At 67.1% G+C, this 26,318-nt stretch carries 20 protein-coding genes and 1 tRNA gene; 12 read left to right on the top strand and 9 right to left on the bottom strand.

Features of this window, described 5'->3' with window-relative positions; translation table 11 throughout:
- Positions 1-83 precede the first annotated feature (83 nt).
- A complete protein-coding gene (locus tag NNX34_RS01155) occupies positions 84-1,502 on the bottom strand; it encodes a phosphotransferase (RefSeq protein ID WP_255764758.1) in 1,419 nt (472 codons plus the stop codon).
- Positions 1,503-1,644: 142 nt separating this feature from the next.
- Here NNX34_RS01155 and nudC point away from each other — a divergent pair, with 142 nt between their 5' ends.
- Complete coding sequence (gene nudC / locus NNX34_RS01150) at positions 1,645-2,607, top strand: NAD(+) diphosphatase (protein WP_255764757.1); 963 nt, start codon at positions 1,645-1,647, stop codon at positions 2,605-2,607.
- Positions 2,604-4,730: an ATP-dependent DNA helicase UvrD2 gene (locus tag NNX34_RS01145; protein WP_255764756.1), complete on the top strand. Its 2,127-nt coding sequence runs from the start codon at positions 2,604-2,606 to the stop codon at positions 4,728-4,730. Before nudC ends, NNX34_RS01145 begins: the two co-directional genes overlap by 4 nt.
- A 32-nt stretch (positions 4,731-4,762) precedes the next feature.
- Here NNX34_RS01145 and NNX34_RS01140 read toward each other — a convergent pair whose 3' ends face one another.
- Positions 4,763-5,866, bottom strand: coding sequence for a ThiF family adenylyltransferase (locus NNX34_RS01140; protein WP_255764755.1), 1,104 nt, complete (start codon positions 5,864-5,866; stop codon positions 4,763-4,765).
- Between the two features lie 188 nt (positions 5,867-6,054).
- Here NNX34_RS01140 and NNX34_RS01135 point away from each other — a divergent pair, with 188 nt between their 5' ends.
- Positions 6,055-6,639 carry a M48 family metallopeptidase gene (locus NNX34_RS01135; RefSeq protein ID WP_255764754.1) on the top strand — a complete coding sequence of 195 codons (585 nt, stop codon included), beginning with the start codon at positions 6,055-6,057 and terminating at the stop codon, positions 6,637-6,639.
- A gap of 68 nt (positions 6,640-6,707) precedes the next feature.
- Here NNX34_RS01135 and NNX34_RS01130 read toward each other — a convergent pair whose 3' ends face one another.
- A complete protein-coding gene (locus NNX34_RS01130; RefSeq protein WP_255764753.1) occupies positions 6,708-8,219 on the bottom strand; it encodes a zinc-dependent metalloprotease in 1,512 nt (503 codons plus the stop codon).
- Between the two features lie 387 nt (positions 8,220-8,606).
- Between NNX34_RS01130 and NNX34_RS16100 the strand changes: the two genes are divergently transcribed.
- The 4 genes from NNX34_RS16100 to NNX34_RS01110 all read left to right on the top strand — a co-directional run bounded on the left by NNX34_RS16100 (position 8,607) and on the right by NNX34_RS01110 (position 13,827).
- Positions 8,607-9,758, top strand: coding sequence for a PDZ domain-containing protein (locus NNX34_RS16100; RefSeq protein WP_255764752.1), 1,152 nt, complete (start codon positions 8,607-8,609; stop codon positions 9,756-9,758).
- 212 nt (positions 9,759-9,970) lie between these two features.
- Positions 9,971-12,973, top strand: a complete 3,003-nt coding sequence (locus NNX34_RS01120) for a UPF0182 family protein (RefSeq protein WP_370646909.1) — start codon at positions 9,971-9,973, stop codon at positions 12,971-12,973.
- A gap of 143 nt (positions 12,974-13,116) precedes the next feature.
- Positions 13,117-13,190, top strand: a tRNA-Met gene (locus tag NNX34_RS01115).
- Positions 13,191-13,272: 82 nt separating this feature from the next.
- Complete coding sequence (locus NNX34_RS01110; RefSeq protein ID WP_255764751.1) at positions 13,273-13,827, top strand: DUF6328 family protein; 555 nt, start codon at positions 13,273-13,275, stop codon at positions 13,825-13,827.
- Between the two features lie 38 nt (positions 13,828-13,865).
- Here the strand turns inward: NNX34_RS01110 and NNX34_RS01105 are convergent, their stop codons facing one another.
- Both NNX34_RS01105 and NNX34_RS01100 read right to left on the bottom strand, forming a co-directional pair.
- Positions 13,866-14,603, bottom strand: coding sequence for a PspA/IM30 family protein (locus NNX34_RS01105; RefSeq protein WP_227918389.1), 738 nt, complete (start codon positions 14,601-14,603; stop codon positions 13,866-13,868).
- A gap of 102 nt (positions 14,604-14,705) precedes the next feature.
- A complete protein-coding gene (locus tag NNX34_RS01100; protein ID WP_255764750.1) occupies positions 14,706-16,814 on the bottom strand; it encodes a YgcG family protein in 2,109 nt (702 codons plus the stop codon).
- Positions 16,815-17,144: 330 nt separating this feature from the next.
- On the opposite strand from NNX34_RS01100, the gene NNX34_RS01095 reads away from it, so the two are divergent.
- From NNX34_RS01095 to NNX34_RS01080, 4 genes are all read left to right on the top strand, one after another.
- Positions 17,145-18,632, top strand: a complete 1,488-nt coding sequence (locus tag NNX34_RS01095) for a S1C family serine protease (protein ID WP_255764749.1) — start codon at positions 17,145-17,147, stop codon at positions 18,630-18,632.
- A 219-nt stretch (positions 18,633-18,851) separates the two neighbouring features.
- A complete protein-coding gene (locus NNX34_RS01090) occupies positions 18,852-19,691 on the top strand; it encodes an electron transfer flavoprotein subunit beta/FixA family protein (RefSeq protein WP_255764748.1) in 840 nt (279 codons plus the stop codon).
- A 63-nt stretch (positions 19,692-19,754) separates the two neighbouring features.
- Positions 19,755-20,702 carry an electron transfer flavoprotein subunit alpha/FixB family protein gene (locus NNX34_RS01085; protein WP_255764747.1) on the top strand — a complete coding sequence of 316 codons (948 nt, stop codon included), beginning with the start codon at positions 19,755-19,757 and terminating at the stop codon, positions 20,700-20,702.
- A gap of 1 nt (position 20,703) precedes the next feature.
- A complete protein-coding gene (locus NNX34_RS01080) occupies positions 20,704-21,447 on the top strand; it encodes a PIG-L deacetylase family protein (protein WP_255764746.1) in 744 nt (247 codons plus the stop codon).
- 51 nt (positions 21,448-21,498) lie between these two features.
- On the opposite strand, the gene NNX34_RS01075 is transcribed toward NNX34_RS01080, so the two are convergent.
- Genes NNX34_RS01075 through NNX34_RS01065 form a run of 3 tightly spaced genes read right to left on the bottom strand, consistent with a single transcriptional unit; the run spans position 21,499 to position 23,798 of the window.
- Positions 21,499-22,299, bottom strand: coding sequence for a class I SAM-dependent methyltransferase (locus tag NNX34_RS01075; protein ID WP_255764745.1), 801 nt, complete (start codon positions 22,297-22,299; stop codon positions 21,499-21,501).
- A 15-nt stretch (positions 22,300-22,314) separates the two neighbouring features.
- A complete protein-coding gene (locus NNX34_RS01070) occupies positions 22,315-22,782 on the bottom strand; it encodes a tRNA (cytidine(34)-2'-O)-methyltransferase (RefSeq protein ID WP_255764744.1) in 468 nt (155 codons plus the stop codon).
- 41 nt (positions 22,783-22,823) lie between these two features.
- The gene (locus NNX34_RS01065) at positions 22,824-23,798 is read right to left on the bottom strand and encodes a J domain-containing protein (RefSeq protein WP_255764743.1); all 975 of its coding nucleotides are present in this window, start codon (positions 23,796-23,798) and stop codon (positions 22,824-22,826) included.
- 204 nt (positions 23,799-24,002) lie between these two features.
- On the opposite strand from NNX34_RS01065, the gene NNX34_RS01060 reads away from it, so the two are divergent.
- A complete protein-coding gene (locus NNX34_RS01060; protein ID WP_255764742.1) occupies positions 24,003-25,157 on the top strand; it encodes an epoxide hydrolase family protein in 1,155 nt (384 codons plus the stop codon).
- Between the two features lie 21 nt (positions 25,158-25,178).
- On the opposite strand, the gene NNX34_RS01055 is transcribed toward NNX34_RS01060, so the two are convergent.
- Positions 25,179-26,144 carry a YafY family protein gene (locus tag NNX34_RS01055; protein ID WP_255764741.1) on the bottom strand — a complete coding sequence of 322 codons (966 nt, stop codon included), beginning with the start codon at positions 26,142-26,144 and terminating at the stop codon, positions 25,179-25,181.
- Positions 26,145-26,318: the final 174 nt, after the last annotated feature.

The raw sequence follows: 26,318 nt of genomic DNA, 5'->3' as shown, positions 1-26,318 counted from the left end.
GAACCGAGACATTGCAATAGCTCTTAAAAGAAAAAGGTGCCCCGCCGGAATTCGGCGGGGCACCCGAGCGTAGGCGTGCTGGGCTACTTCTCCGGGACCGGGGTCAGCGGGAGGGCCGTTGTTTCGGTCCCCGGCTGGCTCGTGTCGGACTGTCCATCGCGGGATGCGGCGTCCCCGGAAGCGTTGTCCGCCTCGGATGCAGCACCGGTTTCCGGATCGTTTCCGGAGCCGGTGTCCACACCGGAAGCTGCGGCTTCATCCGCTGCGGCTTCCCCTGGTGTTCCTTCGTCGGGGGCTACGGTTCCCCGCACACTCTCATCAGGTTCCGGGCGGTCCGTTGCCGTTGCCATTGCGGTTTCGGTGCCGTTTTCCGTGTCCGACCCTGTGCCGGTATCGACCACGCGGTTGACACTGCCGGTGTCCGGGGCGGAGTCGTTTGCGCCTGACGCCGCGGGTGCCGCGTCCGGAGCAATGGGGACAACGGTAACCTTGGCGGCAGCCGGCCGGGCGGCCGCCGCGGCAGCGGCGTCGGCTTCCGCTGCCCGGGCGTCGGCAGCGCGGGCCTGGCTGTCCCGCCGGTCCGACGCTTCCTGGGCCAGTACGTCTTCTTCGAGGGTGCCGAGCATCTCCACGGCTTCGTCGACCATGGTGGAGTTCTCTGCGGCGACGCCGCGCACCAGCCACTGCGCGAGGGCGAATTCCGCAGACAAAGCTGCCCGGCGGATCAGGTGCGGATCCTCGGGATCGTTGCTGGCTTCCAAATAGGCAGCGTGCACGGTCTCCGTGAACCGGGGATCGTTGGCCGCGATCAACCACGCAAAATCATCTGCCGGGTCGCCCACCCGGAGGTCGGTCCAGCCGGTGACCGCACTGACCCGTTCGCCGGTCAGCAGGATGTTGTCTTCATGCAGGTCGCCGTGGACCACGGTGGGCTTGAAACGCCACAGCGAGACGTCTTCCAGCGCGTGCTCCCAGCGCCGCAGCAGTACAGCGGGGATCTTGCCGGTGGTGGCCGCCTGGTCCAGCTCGTTCAGGCGCCGCTGCCGGAACTCGTTGGCGCTGTAACTCGGCAGGTCCGCGGAGGTGACCAGTTCCCGGGGAATGGCGTGGATCGCGGCCATGGCCCGGCCGATCTCCATGGCGACCGAACTCCCGGCCGTCACCAGGGCATCAATGCTCCGGAGGGCGCCCGGCAGGTGGGAATAGACAAAAGTGCATAGCTCGCCTTGGCGGACGGTGCCGGCAACATACGGCAGCGCGAACGGCAATTCGGCCCTCACCGCCGGGACAAATGTGCGCAGGACCAGCAGCTCGGTCTCCAGGCGCATACTGGCCTCGAGGTGTTTGGGGGACCGGACGCGCCACCTGCGCCCGGCGTCGTCAAGCAGCAGCGCCGCGTCAAAATCCGCAGCGTCGTCCGGGGAACCGGCAACGCCGGTAGGGGTCAGCCCTGGGACGGCAGCGCTGGCCATTGCAGCCAATTCCATGGGGGTCCGTTTCACATCTTCAACCGTAGGGGCAGATGTGGTCCGAATAACCATTGGCGGGCGGCGAGTCGCCCAAACCGTGAGGAAAACCTCAGACCGGGGACGGTGCCCGGGGCCAACTACAGTTTGGGGGGAGGGAGTCAGTACGGTAGGTGGTATGAGTATCCCGGCACCGGCAGCAGAAGCAACTCCCTTGGGTTTATTACCGCTGGCGCGCACGGCCGTGGATCGGGGCTCCGAGCGCCGCGTGGCACCGGATCTCTTCGAAACAATCCGTGCCGACGGCGGAACCCGGGTCATGTACCTGGCAACAGGCCGGACCCTCGTCCGCGACGGCGCCCTGGTGCTCTTTGAACCGCCTGCGGCGGGCTTTGGCGACGTTCCCGTCTATCTGGGCCGGACCCTCGAAGATGCGCAGGTGCCGCTGGGGACCGACGTCGTGCTGGTGACCCTGCCCGAGCCGGATGAAGCGCTCGCCGTGGAAGGCGCCGCCTGGGTGAGCCTGCGTGAAGCCGCAACCCATCTGGGTGCCCTGGACGCAGGACTGTTCGTCGAGGCAGCTTCCATCGCCAACTGGCATTCCGTGCACACCCACTGCCCGCGCTGCGGTGCGCGGACTGTTCCGGAGCAGGGAGGCTGGGTCCGCCGCTGTCCCGAGGACGGCAGCTCCCACTTCCCGCGCACAGACCCCGCGATCATCGTTGCCGTTATCGACGAGCAGGACCGCATCCTGCTTGGTTCGGCCGCTGCCTGGGCGGGGAACCGGTATTCCACCCTCGCCGGTTTCGTTGAGCCCGGGGAATCGCTGGAGGCCGCCGTCATCCGCGAGGTGGCTGAAGAGTCCAACGTGGTTGTCCACAGCCCGCAATACCTCGGTTCGCAGCCGTGGCCGTTCCCGTGTTCACTGATGCTGGGCTTCACCGCCCGCGCGGAGCACGCGGAAGCGAAGGCCGACGGCGTCGAAATGTCCGATGTCCGCTGGTTCAGCCGGACGGAACTCACCGATGCCGTGGCCAGCGGCGAAATCACCATTGCAGGCCCCATTTCCATCGCCCGGAACCTGATCGAGCGCTGGTACGGCGGCACCATTACCGAACCGGAGGCCAACACCCGCGCATGAGCAGTGAATCACCAGAAGCACGAATCCTTGCAGGGCTCGACGACGAGCAACGGGCAGTAGCCACCACCCTTACCGGTCCCCTCTGCGTCCTGGCGGGTGCCGGAACCGGTAAGACCCGTGCCATCACGCACCGGATGGCCTACGGCGTGGCCACCGGCGTCTACAAGCCGCAGCAGGTGCTGGCGGTTACCTTCACGGCGCGGGCCGCAGCGGAAATGCGCACCAGGCTCCGGGACCTCGGGGCCGGCGGCGTCCAGGCACGGACATTCCACGCTGCCGCGCTGAAGCAGCTGCAGTATTTCTGGCCGCATACCGTCGGCGGAGCGATGCCCGGCCTGCTGGATCACAAGGCCCAGATCATCGCGGAAGCCGCCCGGCGCCTGAGGTTGTCCACCGACCGGGCCGCCATCCGCGACGTTGCCGCGGAAATCGAATGGGCGAAAGTTTCCATGCTTACCCCGGACAGCTACGTGCGGGCCGCCGGGGACCGGGAACCCCCGGCAGGGTTTGACCTGACGGCCATTTCGCGGATCTTCCAGTCCTACGAGGACGTAAAAGTGGACCGCAACATCATCGACTTCGAAGACGTCCTGCTGATCATGGTGGGGATCCTCCAGGAAGACGAGCGGGTGGCGGCCATGGTGCGGGACCAGTACCGGCACTTCGTGGTGGACGAGTACCAGGACGTTTCACCGCTGCAGCAGCGGCTCCTGGACCTGTGGCTGGGCGCCCGCAACGAACTGTGCGTGGTGGGCGATTCCAGCCAGACCATCTACTCCTTCACCGGCGCCACCCCGCGGCACCTGCTGGACTTCACCAAGCGGTTCCCCGGCGCCGACGTCGTCAAGCTGGTCCGCGATTACCGTTCCACGCCGCAGGTGGTCGGCCTGGCGAACCGGATCCTCGCGGCCCGCACAGCCGAGGGGGAGCGGAACCGGACGGCACCGGCCTGGCCGACGCCGCTGGAGCTGGTGGCGCAGCGGCCGGCCGGCCCGGAGCCGACGTTTACCGAATGCGCCGACGACGAAGCGGAAGCCGCGCACGTGGCTTCCTCCATCAAGGCACTGATTGAACAGGGGGTCCAGGCCAGCGAGATCGCCGTCCTCTTCCGTACCAACGGACAGTCGCAGGCCTATGAGCAGGCGCTGGCGTCAGCCGGTATCGGCTACCAGCTGCGTGGCGGCGAGCGGTTCTTCGCCCGCCGCGAAGTCCGCGACGCGGTGCTGCAGCTCCGTGCGGCGTCCCGATCCGTGGGCAACGAGCCCGTGCCCCAGATGGTGCGGGACATTCTGGCTTCCCTGGGCTACACGTCCGAGGCGCCGACAGGCGGCGGCGCCACGCGGGAGCGGTGGGAATCCCTGGCGGCGCTCGTGGCGCTCGCCGAAGAGCTGCAGGTCACCCGGACCCGTGACCCGGACAGCATCTTCACCATGCAGGACTTCGTGGCGGAACTGGAGGAACGCGCCGCGGCACAGCACGCACCCCGGGTCCAGGGGGTAACCCTGGCGTCCCTGCACTCGGCTAAGGGCCTGGAGTGGGATGCGGTGTTCCTGGTTGGACTGAGCGAAGGCTTGATGCCCATTTCCTTTGCCGATACCCCGGAGGCCGTCGACGAGGAACGGCGGCTGCTTTACGTGGGTATTACCCGTGCGCGGGAACACCTGGCGCTGTCCTGGTCCACGGCCCGGACACCGGGCGGGCGTGCCAACCGGAAACCGTCACGTTTCCTGGATGGACTGCGTCCCCGTACGGAGCGGGACGCCGGACGGACGGCAGGACCGGCGAAGCAGACCCGGCGCAAGGTCACCGGGCCGGCGAAGTGCCGCAGCTGCGGTGCCCTGCTGAACACCGGCGCCGAACGCAAGGTCGGGCGCTGCGGGGACTGCCCGGTGACCTATGAGGAAGCTACCTTCGACGCGCTGCGGGAATGGCGCCGCGAGGCGGCCGCCGAAGCAGGTATTCCGGCCTTTGTGGTGTTCACCGACGCCACTCTGGTCGCCATCGCGGAAGACCGGCCGCCGTCACTGAACCGGCTGGCCACCCTGCCCGGCGTCGGTCCGTCGAAATTGGAGCGCTACGGCGAAGCGGTACTGAAGGTACTCGCGGAAAGCGCCGGAGCCTAGCTGCCGGACCTGCCGCCGGACCTGGGCGCCGGCTACGCCACCCGGTTGCTGCGTTGCAGACGGCAGCCGCAGGCGGGGTGGTAGTCCAGTTTCCGCAGCTGCGGGTAACCGTCGGATGTCCGCAGCCTCAGGACCGCGGAGAACACAGCCGGTTGATTGATTCCATCCAGGAAGACCAGCGCCGCCATGGCCGCCGCTCCGGCGGCCAGGACCGAGCCGGCAAGTTCCTCGCCCGTGGGACCAGACGAGTCGGGCGTGCCCGCACGCTCCTGCCCGGGGGCTTTATCCTTGTCCGCCGTCAGGGCTTCCAATGCGGCGTACCACCCCGGATCGGTGTCTGCCCGGTGCCGGTCCAGGCATTCCAGGCAGGGTGTGACGCCCGGAACCACCAACGGGCCGATATCCCATCCGCCTTCCTGGGCGGTCAGTACCAGTCGGGGAACACCCTCGTCACCGTCCGGCAGATCCGACTGCCGTCCCGGCCGTCCGGGACCGGCCCCGACCGCCCGCACGGTCACCGCCAGATCCACTGCGGGCGGGACCTGGCGGCTTCCGCCCGGCGCCATCGCCAGCACCTGAAGGGTGGGGTCGATCCGGAACAGATGCCGTTTAACGGCGGCTGCCCGGTTCATTCCGATATCGGTCATCGCATAGGCCGGGCCGACATCTGCCGGGCAGACCACCCCGGGGTCGGTGAGCAGCAGGGTTCCAATGCCTGCGGAGGCAAGGGTGCGTGCCACCAGGGCTCCCGTGCGGCCCAATCCATCCACGGAGACGGCCGCACCGGCCCGCCGCCGGATCGATTCCTCACCGTTGACGCGATAGGCGGACGAAAGACGCTGTGCGTCCGGGAGGAGGCGTTCCGAGCGCAGGGAGGGAATGGGATCCGCGGTTCCCTCCTGCGGTACCAGCAACGGTCCCAGGACCTGCAGGAGCGACGCTGCCCGGTCCGGCGGGAGGGACAGTCCTGCTGCGGTGGCCGCTTCAGCACCGTCCGGAACGCCTTGACGCAGCGCCGCCAGGAAAGCGACGTCGGCGTCCTGGAGGTTGCGCAGCAGCAGGGACCCTGAGCCGATCCCCAGTTGCCGGGCGCCCGGTGAAACTTCCAGCACATGAATTCCAGGATTGATCCGCATGGCCTGCTCCCGTAGTCCGGTTCTTCCTGCGTGTTGCCAGCCTTGCCCGCCCTTGCCCGCCCTTGCCCGCCGGGCTGCCGGCACTGCCCGAACAGCCGGGCTGCTGACCATGCTGGCACGGCGTTCGCAGCCGTTCCGGGTTATCCACAGGCTGCAGGGCCCCCGGCGACGGCGGCTAGGCTTGGAATATGCCTTCCCCGCACCGGACCGCCGACGTTTCCATTCCGGCCACCACCAGCACCGGAATACCGATCCAGGTCCGCCGGTCCGCCCGGCGGAAGCGGACGGTCAACGCCGTCTTCCGTGACGGGGTGGCGCTGATTTCCATCCCCGCGCATTTTTCCACAGCGCAGGAGGCGGAATGGGTACGGCGGATGGTGGCGCGGCTGGAAGAGCGCTCGGCCGGTGTGCCGGACCCGGAAACCAGTGAGAGCGAGCTGATGCTGCGCGCCGGGGAACTATCCCGGACCTACCTCTCCGGCCGTGCCCGCCCGCAGTCTGTCCGCTGGGTAAGCAACCAGAACTCGCGCTGGGGATCGGCCACGCCCGGCAGGGGAACCATCCGGCTTTCCGACAAGCTGCAGGGCATGCCCGAATGGGTCATCGACTACGTACTGCTTCATGAACTCGCCCACTTGCTGGTGCCCTCGCACGGCCCGGCGTTCTGGCGCCTGCTGGAAAGCTATCCGCAGACGGAGACCGCCAAGGCCTTTCTCTCCGGAGCAGCGTTCGCCAGCGCCCGCGGCCTGAAGGGCGAGATGGGGGAGGACTAACCGGTCCTTAAACGCAGCTGCTCCAGAGGCTGTTGCCTCTGGAGCAGTCGCGGGGTGCTGCCGGTGAGCTAGCTGGCGCCGGGTTTTCCGTCGTCGCCCTCGGTCTTGTCCGGGCCGCCGTCGTCGGCCTTATCCGAACCGCCGTCCGAATCGCCGCCCAAACCCTCGTCGGTGTTTTCGGCCGCCGGCGTATCCGTCGCAGTCTCCCCGGAACCCTCTTCTTCAGAGCCCGGTTCGTCGGCCGGCGTGTCGAATCCGCCGTCGAGGAGGCGCTTCAGGGCGGCATCAACGTCGGAGTCGGCCGCTTCGAGAAGTTCACGCCGCCGGCTGAAGCCCTGGGGATCGTCGAGGTCCTCGGAGGTCGGCAGGAGATCCGGGTGCTGCCAGATGGCATCGCGGCCCTCAATGCCGCGTTCCTCCGTGAGATGCGCCCAGAGTGCAGCGGCATCGCGCAGCCGCCGCGGCCGCAGCTCCAGGCCCACCAGGGAAGCGAACGTGTGCTCAGCGGGACCACCGCTGGCACGGCGCCGGCGGATCATTTCCCGAAGGGCCCCCGCCGAGGGCAGGTTCGCCGTGGCAGCGGCCGTGACCTCGTCCACCCAGCCCTCCACCAGGGCCAGGGCGGTCTCCAGCCGTTCAAGGGCGGCATCCTGGGCCGGTGTGCGCTGGGGCTGGAACACTCCGCCGGACAGGGCGGCCTGGATGGACTCGGGATTGGCGGGGTCGATCTCCCGGGCGGCTTCCTCGATCTTGGACATATCGATGTGGATGCCGCGGGCGTAGCTTTCGATGGTGCCGAAGAGGTGGGACGCCAGCCACGGAGCCTGTGCGAAGAGACGGGCATGAGCTGCTTCCCGAACGGCAAGGTACAGGCGGATTTCCGCTTCAGGGATATCCAGGCCTTCGCCGAAGGCTGCAACGTTGGCGGGCAGCAGTGCCATGGTTCCGGCCGCGAGGGGCAGGCCGATGTCGGTGGAGCTCACCACTTCCTTGGACAGTGCCCCCACGGCCTGGCCGAGCTGGATGCCGAACATTGCTCCGCCCATGTTGGCGAGCATGGAGGATGCCCCGCCCATCATGGACTTCATCTCTTCGGGCATCTGCGTGGTGATGGCATTGGACAGGGCTTCCGAAATGCTCACCGCCACCGGTTCCGTCAGGCGGCGCCAGGAATCCATCGTGGCTTCAACCCACTCCGCCCGCGACCAGGCGCGGCCCAGGCTGCCGGTGGACGCGAAATCGGTGGCCGGATCCAGCCAGAGTTCAGCCAGGTGCAGCGCCTCGTCAACCTCGCGGGCCGCCGTCGGGCCCGTGGAAGGGTCGCTGCCGGTTGCCGCCACCCGCCGGGCGTTGTCCTTGGCCAGCTGCCAGTTCACCGGACCGTCCGAAGAAGCGCTGAACATGGCCTGGACCTGCTGGAAAATCATGGCCATGGCGTTGGGGTCCGAGGGCAGCCCGGCCGCCTTTGCCAGCTCGGTAGGATCCATGCCGCCCGCGCCGCCGGCGCCGAACAGGCGCGCGAGCATTTCGGACAGCGGATCCTGCGGGTTGTCCCCGCGGTCGGATGGATTGGAACTCATGGGATACCACCGGTCCTGTGAAAGAAGATAAAGCGGAAAGATACTGCGGAAGATTAATACTGCGGAAGATAGTGTGCGATGCCCGGCACCTGCCGACCATATTCCCCTTACGCTACCCGCAGGGTCCAAGCCCTGTCCCGCACAGGCCGTTTTCGTTCGCTGTAGGCAAAGCCTGCCCTGCACGCCACGGCCGGGGGCCGGGCGTAGGCTTGCAGGGTTGGCAGCCTGACCGCGGGCGCCGGATCTGAACACGAGCACAGCAAAACGAGCACAGCAAAACGAGCACAACAAAACAAGCACAGCACACGAGCGCAGGAAAAGGTTGGTCAGTTGCGCCCCTCTCATGACGACAGCAGGACCGCGGCGCAGGGCCGGCCAGGTAATCCCGTGCCCGGGGAGCCTCCGGTCCCGGCCCCGCAGCCGGACGGCAGCTACTCCGTCTATCCGTACCAGGGCCTGGGTGCGGGCCGCCCCGCGCCCGCGAAACGCTCCGCCCGTTCCCGGGCGATGATTGCTTCCGGTGCGCTTGCCGCCGTCCTCGGTGCCGCCGGACTGCTGCTGCCCGCCCAGTACGTGGTGGAGTCCCCGGGACCTACGTTCAATACGCTGGGCAGCGCCGGCGATGCGGAAATCATCGAGATCGAGGGGCGCCCGAGCTATCCCACGGAGGGCGAGCTGGACCTGACCACCGTCTACGTTTCCGGCGGTCCGAGCACGAACATCAGCATCTTCCAGGCCGTGGGCGGCTGGGCGAACAATAACGACGTCGTCTATCCCACCGAATTCCTCTACGCCCCGGGAACCACCAGCGACGAGGTGGATGAGGAAAACGCCGCCGCCATGACGTCGTCCCAGGAATCCGCCGTCGCCGCAGCCCTGAACCAGCTGGATATCGGCTATACGCAGGAACTTACCGTGGCAGCCGTGGTTGAGGGGTCACCGGCCGAAGGCGTGCTGGAGGCCGGAGACACCGTGGTTGCAGTGGGGGACACCCGAATCGACGGCATCGAGAGCCTGCGCGCCGTCCTGAACGACGGCGGCGGCTCGCCTGCGGAAATCACGGTACGCCGCGACGGGGACGAAGTAACCGAATCCGTGACCCCGCGGCAATCCGATACCGGTACCTATCAGCTCGGCATCGAACTGGCGACCTCCTTCGAGTTCCCTTTCGATGTCAACATCGGGGCAGGAATGGAACGCGTAGGCGGTCCGTCCGCGGGGATGATGTTCGCCCTGGGGATCGTGGACCGGCTCACCCCGGAACCGTTGACCGGCGGCAGGCATTTCGCCGGAACCGGGACCATCGATGCGGCTGGGAACGTGGGCCCTATCGGCGGGATCCGGCAGAAACTGATCGGTGCGTCCGACGCCGGGGCCGAGTATTTCCTGGCCCCCGCGGACAACTGCGGCGAGGTCGTCGGCCATATTCCGGCAGGCCTGGACGTGGTGCGGGTTTCCACCCTGGACGAGGCCATCCAGGCGGTCGAAAAGCTCGCCGCCGGCGGGAGTGCGGCGGATCTGCCGCAGTGCACCCCCTAGTAGTAGGCGGCCCGCCCTAGTTACGATCGGGACAAGGTTGTTTGCGGCACCGGATCTAAGTGGCAGCCACAGAGCAATCCAAGGCAGAATGATTTACGGACGGCTTCCGGGGTAACCGGTGGGGAAACAGGGCTGGAAACACGACCCGAAAGCATTCCCGCCGGTGCATCCCGGCCAGGCCGCGAGCCGACGCACCGAACGATGAGGTAACTGTGACTTCCGGACCAAACGGCCCATTTTCCCGACCCGGTACGGCCACGGCCGTCGGCAGGCGACGGCGGCGCAGCCCGCTGATCGCAACGCTGATCGTCGTTGCCATCCTGGTCATTGGCTTCGTGTACTTTTCCCAGGTCTACGCGAATGTCCTGTGGTACAACCAGCTGGGGTATCTGGAAGTCTTCGTCAAGGAGAACCTGACCCGCATCTCCATGTTCCTTGCGGCCTTCCTCGTGATGGCCGCCGGAGTGTTCACCAGTATCCGGGTGGCCTACACGTCGCGGCCGATCTATGCGCCGGACAGTGCACTCCAGGACAACCTCAACCGGTACCAGGCCCAGCTTGAGCCCATCCGCAAGCTGCTGATGATTGGTATTCCGATCGTTGTCGGCGGCTTCGCCGGCACGGCCGCCATGTCCATGTGGCAGCAGGCCCTGCTCTTCTTCAACCGGCGCGATTTCGGAAAGACAGATCCGCAGTTCAACATGGACTACAGCTTCTATCTGAACACGCTGCCCTTCATCGGGTTCCTGGTGGGCTTCCTGATCAGCGTCGTCGTTATTGCCGGTATTGCCGGCCTGATGACCCACTACCTTTACGGCGGCATCCGGCTGGAGGAAAAGGGTGTGTTCGTCAGCCGCCCGGCCCGTCTGCACCTGGCCATCATCGCGGCAGCCTTCCTCATCCTGCAGGGCATCAACTTCTGGCTCGACCGCTACGACACCCTGCTGAGCACCTCGGGAACCTGGACCGGCGCCCTCTACACCGACGTCGAGGCCGTCATCCCGACCAAGGCCATCCTGGCCGTTGCCTCGGTCATCGTTGCCGTCCTGTTCATCCTCTCCGCCGTCATCGGCCGCTGGCGCCTGCCGATTATCGGCACCGCCATGCTGATCATCACGGCCATCGTGGCCGGCGGCGTCTACCCGTGGATTGTCCAGCGCTATCAGGTGCAGCCTTCGGAGCTGAGCCTTGAGCGCGAATACATCCAGCGCAACATCGACCTCACGCGGGAGGCCTACGGCCTGAGCGACACCGAGGTCATCCCGTACGACGCCACGGTGAACGCCAACGCCGGAGCCCTTGAACAGGACGCCGGCACCACGGCCAACATCCGCCTCCTGGACCCGAATGTCGTCTCCGACGCGTTCGGCCAGCTGCAGCAGTTCCGCCAGTACTACCAGTTCCCCCAGACCCTGAACGTGGACCGCTACGAGATCGACGGCGAGGTCCAGGACACGGTCATCGCCGTCCGCGAACTGAACGTCGGCGGCGTGCCCGCAGGCTGGGTCAACGAACACATCCTCTACACCCACGGCTACGGCGTGGTGGCAGCGCGCGGTTCAACGGTCGGGGCGGACGGCAAGCCCAGCTTCATGGAGTCCGGCATTCCCTCCACCGGCGTGCTCACCGACGGCGGCGAGTACGAGCCGCGGATCTACTTCGGCGAAAACTCTCCGCAGTATTCGGTGGTCGGCGCCCCGGAGGGCACCCCGCCGGTGGAAATCGACCGCCCGCAGACGGGTAACTCGGAAGAGGAATCGCAGACCACCTTCAGCGGCGAGGGCGGCCCGAGCGTCGGGAACTTCTTCAACCAGCTGGTCTACGCGATCAAGTTCCAGTCCACCGAGCTGCTGCTCGCGGACGCCATCAACGAGGAATCCCAGATCCTGTATGACCGCGACCCCCGCGACCGGGTGGAAAAGGTTGCCCCGTACCTGACCGTGGACAGCAACGCGTACCCCGCTGTCATTGACGGCCGGGTGAAGTGGATCGTGGACGGCTACACCACGAGCAAGTACTTCCCCTACTCCACGCAGCAGGAGCTGCAGGATGCCACCACGGACTCGTTGACTCCGGGAGCTGCGGCACTGCCGCAGGAACAGGTGAACTACATCCGGAACGCGGTGAAGGCCACGGTTGATGCCTACGACGGTTCCGTCGAGTTGTACGCCTGGGACGATGAGGATCCGCTGCTGAAGTCCTGGCAGAGCGTCTTCCCCTCCACCCTGAAAAAGTACAGCGACATGTCCGCTGACCTGATGGCGCACGTGCGTTACCCGGAAGACCAGTTCAAGGTCCAGCGTGAACTGCTGGGCAAGTACCACGTCACCGATCCGGATTCGTTCTACAAGAACGACGACGCCTGGAGCGTTCCGGCCGATCCCACGGGCGGCAACGGCAGCGTCAAGCAGCCTCCGTACTACCTGTCGCTGCAGATGCCGGGACAGGATGAAGCGACCTTCTCGCTGACCACGCCGTTCATTCCGTTCGTGAGCGAAGGCGGCGACCCCCGCAACGTGCTTTACGGTTTCCTCTCCGCCGAGGCAGACGCCGGCACCGGGGAAGCGGGTGTCAGGAGCGAGGACTACGGCAAGCTTCGCCTGCTCGCCCTGCCTACGGATACGGCTGTTCCCGGGCCGGGCCAGGCGCAGAATACGTTCAACTCCGATCCGACCGTCTCCAACGCGTTGAACCTCCTGCGCCAGGGTGCTTCGGAAGTCATCAACGGCAACCTGCTGACCTTGCCGGTAGGCGACGGCATCCTGTACGTGCAGCCCGTGTACGTACAGTCCTCGGGTGAGGCCTCGTATCCGACCCTGCAGCGGGTGCTGGTGAACTTCGGCGAGAAGGTGGGCTTCGCACCCACCCTGGAAGAAGCCCTGGACCAGATCTTCGGCGGAGACTCCGGAGCGTCCACGGGAGATGCCGGCAACGTCGGGGCTACGCCTCCGACAGCGGAAGGCGGCGGCGACGTGACCGCCCAGTCCGAACTGGCTACGGCGCTTTCCGATGCCGGGCAGGCCATCCAGGACGGCCAGGCTGCCCTTGGCCGCGGCGACTTTGCCGCCTACGGCGAGTCCCAGGCCCGGCTCCAGGACGCCATTACCCGGGCTACCGCAGCCCAGGAGCGGATGGAGGGTGCTGCCGGTGACGCCACCGAGGCGCCTGCCGACGGCGCCACTGCTCCGGCGGAAGACAGCGACGGCGGCAACTAGCGACGGCGGCAACTAGCGGACGGCGGCGGGGCACCCGGGGTGCCCCGCCGCCGTCTCGCGGGCCGGGGCCCCGGCCCTGCAGCGATGGGCCGGGGTTCCGGTTTGCGTCAGTGTCCTGCGGCGGGTAGAGTTAGATATCACGCCGCGGGGTGGAGCAGTTCGGTAGCTCGCTGGGCTCATAACCCAGAGGTCGCAAGTTCAAATCTTGCCCCCGCAACAAAAGAAAGTCCCTCGAGGATCCGCAAGGAACCTCGGGGGACTTTTGTTTTGCCCGCCGATGGACCCACTAAACTTCCCACATGGGCGATACCCCGGCGGAACGGGACCCGGACCGCGGTGAGACCCCGCTGCAGAAGCAGGACCGGAACTGGACGGACCTGCTGCAGGAGCTGCGGGTGCTCCAGACCGGCATCCAGATCCTGACCGGCTTCCTGCTGACGCTGCCGTTCCAGCAGCGCTTCACCGAACTGAACCCGGTCCAGGTGGGCATCTACCTGTGCCTGGTGGTGCTTTCGGTGCTCGTCACCGCGCTCCTGCTGTCCACGGTGGTGCTGCACCGCGCCTTCTTCCAGCGGCGGATCAAGGGGAACCTGGTGGACAGTGCGGACCTGCTGCTGCGCCTTACCCTGGTACTGGTGGGCCTGATCCTGGTCGGGACCATTGGCCTGGTGTTCGACCTCGTACTCTCCGGTTCAGCCGGTGCCATAGCCGCGGCATCGGTGGCGGTTGTCGTGGCCCTGCTGTGGCTGCTCCTGCCTCTTCTCCTGAGGCGGCAGGCCCTGCGCCGGCGCACGGCCCGGCAACACCGGCCCCGGCGGGAACGCACCAGACGGACGAAGGGCGGGCGCCGGTAGCGGCACCCGCCCTTCGGCAGTACTGGAAGCAGCTGTGGCTAGTCCTCGATGGCGGACTGCGTTGTGCCGGACGACTTCAGGGCCGCCAGGCGGGCTTCGACCTCGGTCTGCTCGCCGAGATCCTCCAGCGACTCGAACTGCGAATCAAGGCTGGAGGACGCCAGCTCGTTGGCGCCGCGGACGCGGGCTTCCTCGCGGCGGATCTTTTCCTCGAAGCGGCCCACCTCGGAGGTCGAGTCCATGACATCGATGCTCTTCATGGCCTCATGCATCTGCGTCTGAGCGGAGGCGTTGCGGGCGCGGGCAATCAGTTCGTCGCGCTTGCTGGTGAGCTGGTCCAGCTTGCCCTTCATCTGGTTCAGGCCGGTCTTGAGGCGTTCAACGATCTCTTCCTGGGAAGCAATGGTCGGCTGTGCGCCCTTGGCTTCGTTTTCGGAGGCGATCTGGCGCTGAAGGGCCACCTTGGCAAGGTTGTCGAACTTCTCGGCGTCGGCGGTGTTCCCGGCCGCGCGGAACTCATCGGCCTTGCGGGAGGCAGCCAGCGCCTTGTTGCCCCAGTTCTGGGCGTTCTGGATGTCCTCGTTGTAGTCGTCCTGGAGCATCCGAAGGTTCCCGATGGTCTGCGCGACGGCGCTCTCGGCCTCAGCGATGTTGTTGCTGTAATCCCGCACCATCTGGTCGAGCATCTTCTGCGGATCCTCGGCCTGGTCGAGGATGGCATTGATGTTGGCCTTGGCCAATTGAGTGATACGTCCGAAAATCGACTGCTTAACCACGGTGTCTGCCTTTCAATCTGCTGTGTTCGGAAAAAGCCCGCCTCCGCCATGGAGCGTTACGGGTACATCTTGGTGCACTTTTGCGTCTTTGGTCCGTGTGGGCTAGAAGTTTCCGCCGGATGAGCCGAACCCGCCGCCTCCGCCGAACCCGCCGCCCCCGCCGAAACCACCGCCTCCGAAACCACCGAACCCGCCGCCGCCCCATCCGCCGCCGTGCGAGCCGCCGCGCAGGATGGAATCAATGAGGATACCTCCGAGGATGGCGCCGCCCAGCCCGTTTCCGCCGCCTCCTCCGCCGCCGAATCCGCCGCCGCCGAAACCTCCGCCGAAACCGTCCACGTCCTGCTGCGCCATTTCCGCGGCCTGGGCCGCCAGCGCATTGGCTTGCTGGGCGTAGGCGAGGGCGCTCACCGGATCCGAGGACTGCATTGCCACGGCCTGCTGCAGATTGCGCTCAGCCTCGGCCAACCGGGTCCGGGCCTCGCTGCCGACGCCGCCGCGGCGTGCCCGGATGTAGTCCGAGGTGCCCGAAATCTGCGCCTGCGCGGCCATCATGGCATGCTGCAGGGAATCCCGTGCCCGGCGCTCCTGCTCCTGGCGGTCACGGATGCCTTCCAACGCCGCATCGAGCTGGTTGTTGGCCGTTTCCAGCCGGCGCAGCAGGTCCACCGGGTCAATGGGACCGGCCTGCGTGGCCTGGTTCACGGCATCGAGGGCGGCACGGACTCCGGCTGCCGGACCGGCGAGACCGGGAGTGGTACCGCCGGCGGCAATAGCGCCGGCCTGTGCCAGGTCCTGGTTGGCGTCGGCAACTGCGCGCTGGAGCTCCTGGCGTGCGGCGTCAAGTTCCTGGCTCCGCTTGTCGATCGCGTCCAGCAGCACGTCGGCCTGGTGGACGGATTCTTCGGCCGCTCGGACGGAAACCACTGCCGAAGAGGTATCCCCTTCAGCCAGCTTTTCATTCGCCGTCGCGGCGGCATTGGACACGAATGCCAGGCGTTCATGGGCCTGGTCGATGTTGTCGCTGATCTGGCTGACGGCGGAGGCGGCGTAGCGGGACCGCAGCGAATCGAGTGTCGCCGCCGAGGTGCTTAGGCGCGAGGCGGTCTGGTCCGCAGCTGCCTGTGCCGCAGCCAAGGCGGCGGGGGCGTTCTTCTCCAGTTCCCGGAGGGAATCGAACTCTTCCTTGTGTGCCTGCAGCGACTCGTTCACTGCCTCGCACCGGCGGATGATTTCCTTCAGCCAGGTACGTTGCTGCTGCTCGGTATCCGGAATGTGGTCGTCGAGCTGCTGCTGCAGCTTGAAGGACTCGCCCATGTGGGCGCGTGCTGCGGCCAGGTCCTCGGAGAAGGTCGTGACCGCGCCCTCGCCGTAGGCGGCCATGGCGAATCCAAGTTCCTGCTCGCTGGACTTGATCGCGTCGTCGGCAGCCACGAGCAGGCTGCCGGCGCGCTTGCGCAGGTCCGGCACGCTCATGGTGTCCAGCGGATCCACCGGGGCAGCGGGGCCCTGCTGCTGCACGGGCGCAGCAGCGGCGGACTTGCGGCGGCGGCTGCGGATCAGCAGGGCGGTCCCCAGTCCGCCGGCGACGACGACGCCGCCCACCAGCAGGGGCGCCACGTCGGCGCCGCCGGATTCCTCCGCGGCGGCAACCTCTCCGTCTCCGCCGCGGGCAATGTCTTCCAGTGACTCCGCAGCGTTCACTGCGCTGTTGGCCCACTGGGCGGAGGAAATGTCCTGGGAGCCCAGCAGGGGGTCGGTCGCCGCAGCAAGAATGGCGTTGCGGCGCGCCTGGTTCAGGACGCTCTGGTCCCCGGTGGAGACCTGGATCTTGCGGTCCTCGGTGGCAATGCTCAGGAGTGCTTCCTTAGCGCCCATGCCCTTGCCCCGCACCACCTGCTCCGACCAGGCGACCGGGTCCGAGGGGCTGGTAAAGGAATCCACGTAAACCACGTAAAGGGTGTACCCGCTGTTCCGCTGCACTTCCGAAATGGCTTCCTCCACCTCGGAAGCATCACTGCCCAGCACATCGGCCGGGTCCACGACGAATTCGCCCGGCGGTATCCGCACGGGGGATTCCGCCGGCACCAGGACCACCGGACCGGCAGCCGCCGGGACCGGCTCCGCGGGCCCCGCAAAAGCAGCGGCCGGGACCAGGACCGTAACTGCGCTCAGGCCTAGTACGGCCGCCAACCTGTTCCGTGACCGCATACAACGTCCTTTGGTTTTCGTCTCGCTCGGTTCCAGCTGCCGTAGGGGGCAGCGCATGCGGCCCCGGACCTTGGTACCGATTCTAGGGGCCGCCCTATGCCGCGTCCACCGCGGCCGGAGCGGGAGAGCCGGCACCGCGGCCGGGGAACGCCGTCCTGACCTGCACCTTTACCCCCTTTCTCGAGTAGCCTGCCAATAGGAAGGCGTTCGGGTTGTTCACAGCGGATGTCCAGCAATCGTCCCCGTACATCCCAGCTAGCACTGCGATAGTGGATAAAAAGAACGATGTGGCTACACCATGGGTAAACGAACTTTGAAAGGACAACCCACATGACTGAGCAACACGGCGGTCCCGAGGGCACCGAACGCCCGTTGCCGCCCCGGCCGCCGGCGCCGCCGTCGTATTCGGGAACCGCTTCGGGGGAAACTTACAGAGAAACACAGGGGGAAACGCCGGGCAACCCGCAGACCGAACCCCTGGCGAATGCCGTCCCTGCGCAGGGACAGCCGGGCCACGGAAACGGCCCGTCCGCCTACGGGTCCACCGCTTACGGGTCCACGGCCTCGGGCAGCGCCTTCCACGCACCGGCCGGAACGACGCCGGCCCCTGAATCCCGGGCAAAGAAGTTCGGGGCGGGAACACTGGTTGCGGGCATGCTGCTTGCAGGTCTGTTAGGCGGCGGCGTAGCCGTCGGGGCCAACACGCTCATGGATGACGGCAATGCCGCCGGCCAGGCCAGCCAGCCGCAGACAGTCGTGGTGAACGACGAAGACAGCGTCAACTCGGTCACGGCGGCGGCAGTGAAGGCCTCACCAAGTGTGGTCACCATTGAAGTTGCCGCCTCCGGCAGCACGGGCACCGGTTCCGGGATCATCCTGGACGAGGACGGCCACATCCTGACCAACACCCACGTAGTGACCCTCGGAGGCACTGCCGCCGATCCCGTCGTCGAAGTCCAGACGTCGGACGGACGGGTCCTGACCGCGACCATCGTAGGGACGGACCCCCTGTCCGACCTCGCGGTCATCAAGGTGGACGCCGCGGACCTGACACCCGCTGCCCTGGGCGATTCCGGGAACCTGAATGTGGGGGACACCGTGATTGCCATCGGCGCCCCGCTCGGCCTGTCCGGGACAGTGACTGACGGCATCGTCTCCACCCTCAACCGCACCATCAGCGTCCAGTCCTCGGCTGCGCCGGAAGAGTCGGAAAGCTCGGACGAGCCCGAAGACAACGGTTTCGGCTTCCGGTTCGCTCCGCCGGACGGATCGTCACAGGACCAGAGCACCGCGGAGAGCTCGATCTTCCTCAACGTGGTGCAGACCGACGCCGCCATCAACCACGGCAACTCCGGCGGCGCACTGGTGAACACCGACGGTGAAGTCATCGGCGTGAACGTCGCGATTGCCTCGGCCGCCTCCGGTGCCGCCGGCGAGGACAGCGGCAACATCGGTGTCGGGTTCGCCGTTCCCATCACCTATGCCGAGCGGGTAGCGGAAGAGATCATCGACAACGGGTCCGCGACCCACGGTTACCTGGGCGTCTCGGTGACGCCGGCAACCGCGTCCGATTCGTCGTCGACGTTCACCGTGGGTGCCGAGGTCGCCGAAGTCGTATCCGGGTCGCCGGGCGAAAAGGCCGGCCTGCGCAAGGGCGATGTGGTCACGTCCGTCAACGGCATCCCGGTCACGGATGCCCAGTCGCTGACTGCAGCCATCAGGATGCAGCCCGCCGGCGGCAAGGCCACCATCGACTTCACGCGGGACGGTAAAACGGACAGCGTCGACGTCACCCTCGGGGATTCGGCAAAGCAGTAACACCGCCATAGCCGGACCGCATAGGTCGAGCAGGCAACGAAGGGCCGCGCCGGGTGCATCCGGGCGCGGCCCTTCCGTTTGCACCCGCCCGGCATTTGCGCGGACGCGAAAGCCCGCCCAGTGTGTGATTAGCTTTAAACGCGCCGCTCCTTGGCGGCGCGCGTCGGCGGGAGGATCTCCAGGCCGCCGGGAAACGATTTTCCTACCGGAAAGGCCGGAATGCAGGAGTCAGCCACCCATCCGCTGAACATTGTTGTCTTGGTAAAGCATGTCCCCGACGCGCAGTTTGACCGGCACCTCACGGGCCCCGGGCATACCTTGAACCGTGCCGAGAGCATCCTCTCCGAACTGGACGAGTACGCCCTTGAGGCAGCACTGCAGCTGGCCGAGGCCCGCGGCGGCGAGAGCGCCGGGAACCGGGTGACTGCCCTGGCCATGGGCCCGGCGGCAGCAGTGAACGCGGTGAAGAAGTCCCTGCAGATCGGCGCCTATGCAGGCGTCCACCTGGCCGACGACGCCCTGGCCGGTTCCGATGCAGCCGGCACCTCGCTGGCCCTTGCCGCTGCGGTGCGCACCATCGCTGAGTCCCAGGGCCCGGTCGACCTGGTCATCACGGGCATGGCCTCCACGGACGGCGAAACCTCCCTGGTTCCCGCGCAGCTCGCCGAAAGGCTGCAGCTGGCACAGATGACCTTTGCTTCCGAACTCGACGTAGTGGACGTCGACGGCGCCCCGGTTGTGAAGGCGCGCCGCGACGGCGACTCCTTCACCGAAACCGTTGAGGCACCGCTGCCGGCCCTGGTATCGGTTACGGACCAGGCCAACAGCCCCCGCTATCCGAACTTCAAGGGCATCATGGCCGCGAAGAAGAAACCCGTTACGGTGCTGACACTCGCCGAGATCGGAGTGGACCCGGCCCAGGTGGGGCACGACGGCGCCTGGACGGCAGTAGCCGCCTCCGCTCCGCGGCCGCCGCGCTCGCAGGGAACCATCATCACCGACGACGGCACCGCCGGCGTGCAGCTGGTGGACTACCTTGCCGCCCAGAAACTGATCTAAGACTTCTCCTGCTTGAAACCGGCGCTTCGCAGGCGCCGCCGCCTACGTCCTAAGGAGCGCACCATGGCGTCCGTCCTGGTTTTTCTCGATGTCCCAGCCCTGCCCCTGCCGCGGGCTGCCCGCGAACTGCTAACCCTTGCCGGCACGGTGGGCGAACCCGCGGTAGCTGCCGCCCACAGGGTGGATCCGGCCATGCTCGACGCACTTGCCTCCCACGGCGCCGTGAAGGTCTATGAGCCGGCCGGGGAACTGGACACCGTCCTAGTGGCCGCGAAGGCTGCCTTCCTGGCGGACGCCGCCAAGAGCGAGCAGCCCGCCGCGATCCTGCTGGGCAACTCCTTCGAGGACCGCGAGATTGCAGCCCGCGCCGGAATCAAGCTCGGCTCCGGAGTCATCACTGACGCCGTTGCGGTGGCGCCGGACCTCGCCGTCACCAAGTCGGTGCTCGCCGGGTCCTACACCTCGACCTGCCGGGTACGCACCGGCACGCCCATCATCACCGTGAAGGCCAACAGCGTCGAGCCCGCACCGGCCGCTCCGTCAGCCCCGGCTCCGCAGCGGGTCGAGGTTCCGCTCTCGGAAACCGGCCCTGCCGCACGGGTCACCGGCCGCTCCGGCAAGCGCGTGAGCGGACGTCCCGAACTGGCCGAGGCACGGGTGATCGTTGCGGGCGGACGCGGCATGGACGGGAACTTCGGTCCCGTGGAGGAACTCGCTGACCTCCTCGGCGGAGCGGTGGGCGCGTCCCGTGCGGCCACGGACGCAGGCTGGATTGAACATTCCGCCCAGGTGGGACAGACCGGCAAGACCGTCTCCCCGCAGTTGTACATTTCCGCCGGCATCTCCGGCGCCATCCAGCAAAAGGCCGGTATGCAGACCGCCAAGGTGATCGTCGCGGTCAACAAGGACGCCGATGCACCGGTGTTCGAGATCGCGGACTTCGGCATTGTCGGCGATGTGTTCTCAGTGCTGCCCCAGGCCGCCGAAGAGATCCGGAAGCGCAGGGCCTGATATGTTCCCGACGTCGGCTCCCGCACGGGCCCTGGCCTTCGCAGCCCATCCGGACGACATCGATTTCGGCGCCGCCGGCACGCTGGCCCGCTGGGCACGCGAGGGCACGGAAATCACCTACTGCATCATGACCTCCGGTGATGCCGGCGGCTTCGACCCAACAGACCGCTCCGGCGTCAGCGCCCTGCGGAGCGGTGAACAGCGGGAAGCGGCCCGGCAGGTGGGAGTGCAGGACATTGTGTTCCTGGGGGAGCGGGACGGCTACTTGGAAGCCAACCACTCGGTGATCGCCCGCGCGGTGGAGCAGATCCGGCGCGTGCGTCCCGACGTCGTGCTGTCCATGCACCCCGAACGGAACTGGGACCGCCTCCAGGCCAGCCATCCCGACCACCTGGCCTGCGGCGAAATAGTGACTCGCGCCGTGTACCCGGCCGCCGAGAATCCCTTCGCCTATCCGGAGCTCGCGGAGCAGGGGCTGGAAGCGTACAAGGTGCCGTGGCTGTGGTTTTACGGGGCGCCGCGGGAGCGGGAGAACACTGCCGTGGATGTCAGTTCCACGGTAGACGTCAAGCTTGCCGCCATCCGGGTCCATGCGAGCCAGCATCCGGACATCGAGGGCATGGACGCCTCGGTCCGGCGGTTCCTGCAGGACAACGCCCGCCGGCACGGCCTGGCCGAGGGCGTCAGCGCGGAAACCTTCCACGCCGTAGGCGTGAACACCCCGGAGACCATCGCCGGATTCTAGCTGCCGCAGCTATCGCCTGCTGTGCTGCCCGCCGTCCCTGCCGTTGGCCGGCTACGGGCGGACAGCCGTGGCGATCAGGGTGTCGGTATTCAGTGCGAAGTCGTCACCGAGTTCGGCCAGGAACGCGGTCCGGACCCGGTCCACGGCCGCCGGATCTTCGGGCAGCAGCATCCGGTAACCGCCGCCGAGCACCAGCGACCAGGCGAGGGACGGGCTGAGCTGGACCTGTCCCGGCGTGGGGGCCACGGTGATTTCGGTCAGGCCCAGGGACTCGAGCCAAGACGTGAGCTGCTCCGGCGTCTGGAGCCGCTGGACGTTTTCGGCTCCCGACTGGGGGAGGGCGTCAAGGTCGGGCCGTTCCTGCAGGCAGGCTTTCCACAGCAGCTCCCTGAAGGGCTCCCAGGAACCTTCGGCCCACGTGCTGAGGGCGAAGCGCCCGCCGCTGCGAAGCAGCGACACGAGGTGGGCGGCGCCGGCGTCCATTTCCGGAACGAAGAACAGGGAGTAGGCGCAGACCACCGCGTCGTAGGGTTCCTCCGCCTGCCACGAGGTGAGGTCGGCCTGTGCAAGGTGGACGTTGTTGAGCGAGAGCGTGTCTGCCTTGGCCTGGGTCAGGGCCAGCATCCCTGCACTGAGGTCCACCCCGTCGACGACGCCGTCGGGACCGGCGAACTGCGCGGCCGGGATAGTGGATGCACCGGTGCCGCAGCCTGCGTCCAGGACCCGGTTGCCGAGCGTGATGTCCGCCGCGGCCACGAGCGCATTTCCCATGGGATTCCAGAGCGACGGCGCGAGCCGCTCGAAGTCGGCGGCGCCGTCGTCGAACGCGTTGCCGATGTGGAGTTCAGGCATGGGAAGAATCCTTCGCTAGAGCTGGGCGCCGGCGAAGCCGTGCTGGCGCCAGGCTTCGTAAACGGCTATGGAGGCGGAGTTCGCCAGGTTCAGGGAGCGCAGGGTGGGCAGCATGGGCAGCCGTACCCGGGCGGTGACATGCGGGTCCTTCTTTACCTCGTCCGAAAGCCCGACCGACTCGCGGCCGAACATCAGGACGTCTCCGGCACGATACTCGATATCTGTGTAGGAAGTGTCACCGTCCGAGGTGAAGGCATATACGCGCTCGGGTTTCAGGGCGTCCCAGGCGTCCTGCAGGCTCGCATGGACATGCAGGACGGCGAGGTCGTGGTAATCCAGGCCTGCGCGCCGAAGTTTGGAATCCTCCAGGCTGAAGCCGAGGGGCTCAACCAGGTGGAGCTCGGCCCCCGTGATGGCGGCAAGGCGAATGGCATTTCCGGTGTTGCCGGGGATTTCAGGGGAATGGAAGAGGATACGGAACACGAATACATCCTATGCCCGTCACCGGGGCCCCAACGCATCAGTCAACGGGTGGTCGCGTCGATCAACGGCGCCAGCACCGGCAGCTGGACGGTGTTCGGCTGGGGGCCTTCGGCAAAGAACCTCCGCAGCTCCCGCAGCAGGCCGCCGGGATTGGCGACATGCAGGGTCGCGGGCGCTGAGCGGCTCAGCCTCGGCGGGTAATCGACGATGGGCTCGAAGGGATTCCCGTTAGGGCTGTGGAGGACAAGCCAGCCCGTGGCATTGCACTCCGGAAAGCGGGACTGGAGGGTGCGCACCGCATCGGCCAGCCGCAGGGTGGACACCTCCCGGCCGCGGTGCAGCAGATGCTGTCCGTCCCACCGGTAGTTGCCGGGCGAGGCCATCAGCGAACCCAGGACTGCCATGCGGTAGCCGCCCAGCAGCACGTGGCTGACATCGAGGTTGCCGCCGCGCGGTCCCGTGTCCGGAATATGGAGGCCGTTGATTAGGCGCGCGGCCGGGTAGTCCTCCAGCAATTCGCGTTCCAGCAGGTGGATGGTCCGGTTTTCGGCCTCGAAGCGTCCCGCGGCGTTGGAGCCGATCCGCGAGAAGAAACCCGGACGGCGCGGTGCGCCGTGGACCTGCTGTCCGGCCAGGACCAGGGGGATGAGGGGAGGATTCTTCGGGGAGAAATCCGGGACAAACACCGGCGGCCGGTCCAGGTCTGCCGTGGTCCGTTCGGGGGCGGACCCGGTTCCCGCGGCCCGGCTGGACGGGCTGCCGGAGCTGCTGCCGGCAGCGGCGCCGGTGCTGCCGGCGTCCGTGCCCTGGCCGAACCGGCGATCGTACGCGGCCTTTCGCCGCGGATCGGAGAGCACCCGGTATGCTTCCGTGACCCGGTGGAAGCTCTCGCTCGTGCCGCCCTGGTCCGGATGGGCGTTCCGGGCTGCCTTCCGGTAGGCGGTCTTGATTTCGACCGCCGATGCCGCGCGGGTCAGGCCTAAAACCTCATAGAGCGTCGGGTCTGACGGGCTCAAAGCGGTTCCTCTCGGGCGGCTGGTCCGGCTGCGTGAGGCAAGTCTACCGGTCGTCCCTGCACCGCAGCCTGGGCGGGGGAAGGGGTATCCGGGACGATGAATTTTCCGCGCCGGGGCAGAGGAGGACAGGGTGTGTCCTGCGGGATCCGTATCGTCGGCGTACATCGGGGATCTGTCCCCGACCTACGACCGGCGGAGGAACCCGTGAATGAGCAGATCCAGCCCTTCAGCATCCCGATCGACCCGGCTCTGGTAGGCCGGCTCAGCCACAGGCTCCGGGGAACACGGTTCGCGCCCGCACTGCCAGGGGAAGAATGGGCAACGGGTGTCCCGTCCGGCTACCTCGAACGCGTGGTTGCGTACTGGGCCGATGAATACGACTGGGCGTTGCATGCAGCTGCCCTGAACGGGCTGCCCCAGTTCACCACTGTCATCGACGGCCAGCAGATCCACTTCCTCCACATCCGCTCGAAGGCCGAGGGCGCGTTGCCGCTCCTCCTCACCCACGGCTGGCCCGGTTCCTTTGTCGAGTTCCTGGATCTGATCGGCCCGCTCACCGATCCGGCCGCGCACGGACGGGACACTGTGGATGCTTTCGACCTGGTGATCCCCTCACTCCCGGGGTTCGGGTTCTCTACCCCCGTGACCGAGGCAGGTTGGGACACGGCGCGCATCGGCCGCGCCTGGGCAACGCTCATGGGCCGGCTGGGCTACCGCCGGTACGGGGCACACGGGGGAGATATCGGCGCGGCGGTCTCGCCCGACGTCGGACGTGCCGCTCCACGCAACGTGGTGGGTGTCCACGTCAACGGGTCGATAGGCATGCCGCTGCAGACACCCACCAGCGATGATCTCGCCGCTTTTACCCCGCTGGAGCTTGATCGGCTAAGCCGGGTGCAGCGTTTCCTGCAGGACGAATACGGGTATATCGCGATCCAGTCGACGAGACCGCAGACGATAGCCGCAGCCCTGGTCGATTCCCCGGCCGGCCTGCTCGCCTGGATCCTGGACAAGTTCCAGAAGTGGACTTTCCCGGACAAAGCCCTCCCGGAGACGGTCATTGACCTCGAGCGCATCCTGACGAACGTCATGCTGTACTGGATCACCGGTTCCGCAGGAACGGCTGCGTTTATCGGCTACGCCCAGCAACCGGCATGGGGAGCCCGCAGGGAGCCGTCGGGTGTGCCTACCGGCGTCATCATGTTTGCCCACGACGTCGGTATCCGCCGCTATGCCGAGCAGGAGAATACGATCACGCGGTGGACCGACATCACCGACCGTGGCGGACACTTCGCCGCCCTCGAAGAGCCCGCCCTGCTTATGGACGATCTCTCCGACTTCTTCCGTCCGCTTCGGTAAAGGGCAAACCGCGGTTCCCGCTCACTCCGTGGCCGAGCGGGCGGCGCGGGCGGCTACGCGTCCGAATGCTTCGCGCAGCTCCGCAGGCTCGATGACGTCGATGTCCGCCTGCACCAGGAGGAGCCAGCGGGCGATCGCGTCGTAGCTGTCCGCTCCTGCCCGCACAATAACGGACCCCGCGCCGTCGTCTTCGACGGTTCCCCACGCCGGCGCCACCCACCGGCTCACGGCCTCCAGCGGGGCGTGGACCCGTACAGTGGCCGTGACCTGCTGCCAGCCGGTGCGGAGCTGCTGAGTCACCCATGCCTCGACACCTGTGCCGGGGAAGACGCGCTCGCGGACCGGCGCTCCGGTCACCGTCACGGTGGAGATCCGGTCGACCCGGTAGGTGCGCCATTCGTCCCGGTTCAGGTCGAAGGCCACGAAATACCAGCGGCGGACCGTGTTGACCAAGGCGAATGAATCCGCTGTGCGCATCTCCTCCTTCCCGTTGCGCTGCGTGTGCAGGAACTCCGCGCGGCGGTGCAGGACACAGGCCCGGGCTAATTCCCCGAGCACGCCGACGTCGACCGGGGCCGGCTCCGGTTCCCTGAGGCCGTCAATTTCGAGATCGACTGCTGCCTGGTCGAGGGCCGTCATGATCCACTGCACGCGTTTGGGCATCGAGGCGAGGACCTTCTGCAGCGCGCCGGCCGCCAAGTGCGGTTCAGCCGCCTCGTTCCACCGGCGCAGTGCGAGGGCGCAGGCCAACGCTTCATCCATGCTGAGGAAAATCGGCGGGAGCACCGTGCCCGGTTCCAGCGAGTAGCCGCCGTCGATACCCAGGCGCGTGTCGATCGGGTACCCCAGGTCGCGCAGCCGTGCCACGTCGCGGCGGATGGTGCGGGTTGTCACCCCGAAGTCGAAAGCCAGGGTCTCGCCCGCAACGAAACCCCTCCGCTGCAGTTTTCGAAGGACCTCGAATGAGCGCGATGCTGTATCCCACATGACGTAATAGTGGTCCCTATTGAGGACAGCCCGCGTCCTCAATAGCACCGGGTGCTGCGACGGACCGGTGCCGGTCAGGAAACTGTTGCGGAGCGGGACCGGACACGCCGCGGGAAACGTCAGGAAAGTCCCAGCCGCCCGAATCGGCAGGAGCCGCCATGACCGCTAGAATTG

Origin of the sequence: Arthrobacter sp. zg-Y1116 (genome assembly GCF_024385485.1) — a bacterium.
Classification (GTDB): Bacteria; Actinomycetota; Actinomycetes; order Actinomycetales; family Micrococcaceae; genus Arthrobacter_B.
This window is presented reverse-complemented; position numbering and strand designations above follow the sequence as displayed.

Coding starts and splice junctions, on each gene's coding strand:
- nudC (WP_255764757.1), top strand. CDS start 1,645: ATGAGTATCCCGGCACCGGCAGCAGAAGCAACTCCCTTGGGTTTATTA.
- NNX34_RS01145 (WP_255764756.1), top strand. CDS start 2,604: ATGAGCAGTGAATCACCAGAAGCACGAATCCTTGCAGGGCTCGACGAC.
- NNX34_RS01140 (WP_255764755.1), bottom strand. CDS start 5,866: ATGCGGATCAATCCTGGAATTCATGTGCTGGAAGTTTCACCGGGCGCC.
- NNX34_RS01135 (WP_255764754.1), top strand. CDS start 6,055: ATGCCTTCCCCGCACCGGACCGCCGACGTTTCCATTCCGGCCACCACC.
- NNX34_RS01130 (WP_255764753.1), bottom strand. CDS start 8,219: ATGAGTTCCAATCCATCCGACCGCGGGGACAACCCGCAGGATCCGCTG.
- NNX34_RS01110 (WP_255764751.1), top strand. CDS start 13,273: ATGGGCGATACCCCGGCGGAACGGGACCCGGACCGCGGTGAGACCCCG.
- NNX34_RS01100 (WP_255764750.1), bottom strand. CDS start 16,814: ATGCGGTCACGGAACAGGTTGGCGGCCGTACTAGGCCTGAGCGCAGTT.
- NNX34_RS01095 (WP_255764749.1), top strand. CDS start 17,145: ATGACTGAGCAACACGGCGGTCCCGAGGGCACCGAACGCCCGTTGCCG.
- NNX34_RS01090 (WP_255764748.1), top strand. CDS start 18,852: ATGCAGGAGTCAGCCACCCATCCGCTGAACATTGTTGTCTTGGTAAAG.
- NNX34_RS01085 (WP_255764747.1), top strand. CDS start 19,755: ATGGCGTCCGTCCTGGTTTTTCTCGATGTCCCAGCCCTGCCCCTGCCG.
- NNX34_RS01080 (WP_255764746.1), top strand. CDS start 20,704: ATGTTCCCGACGTCGGCTCCCGCACGGGCCCTGGCCTTCGCAGCCCAT.
- NNX34_RS01075 (WP_255764745.1), bottom strand. CDS start 22,299: ATGCCTGAACTCCACATCGGCAACGCGTTCGACGACGGCGCCGCCGAC.
- NNX34_RS01055 (WP_255764741.1), bottom strand. CDS start 26,144: ATGTGGGATACAGCATCGCGCTCATTCGAGGTCCTTCGAAAACTGCAG.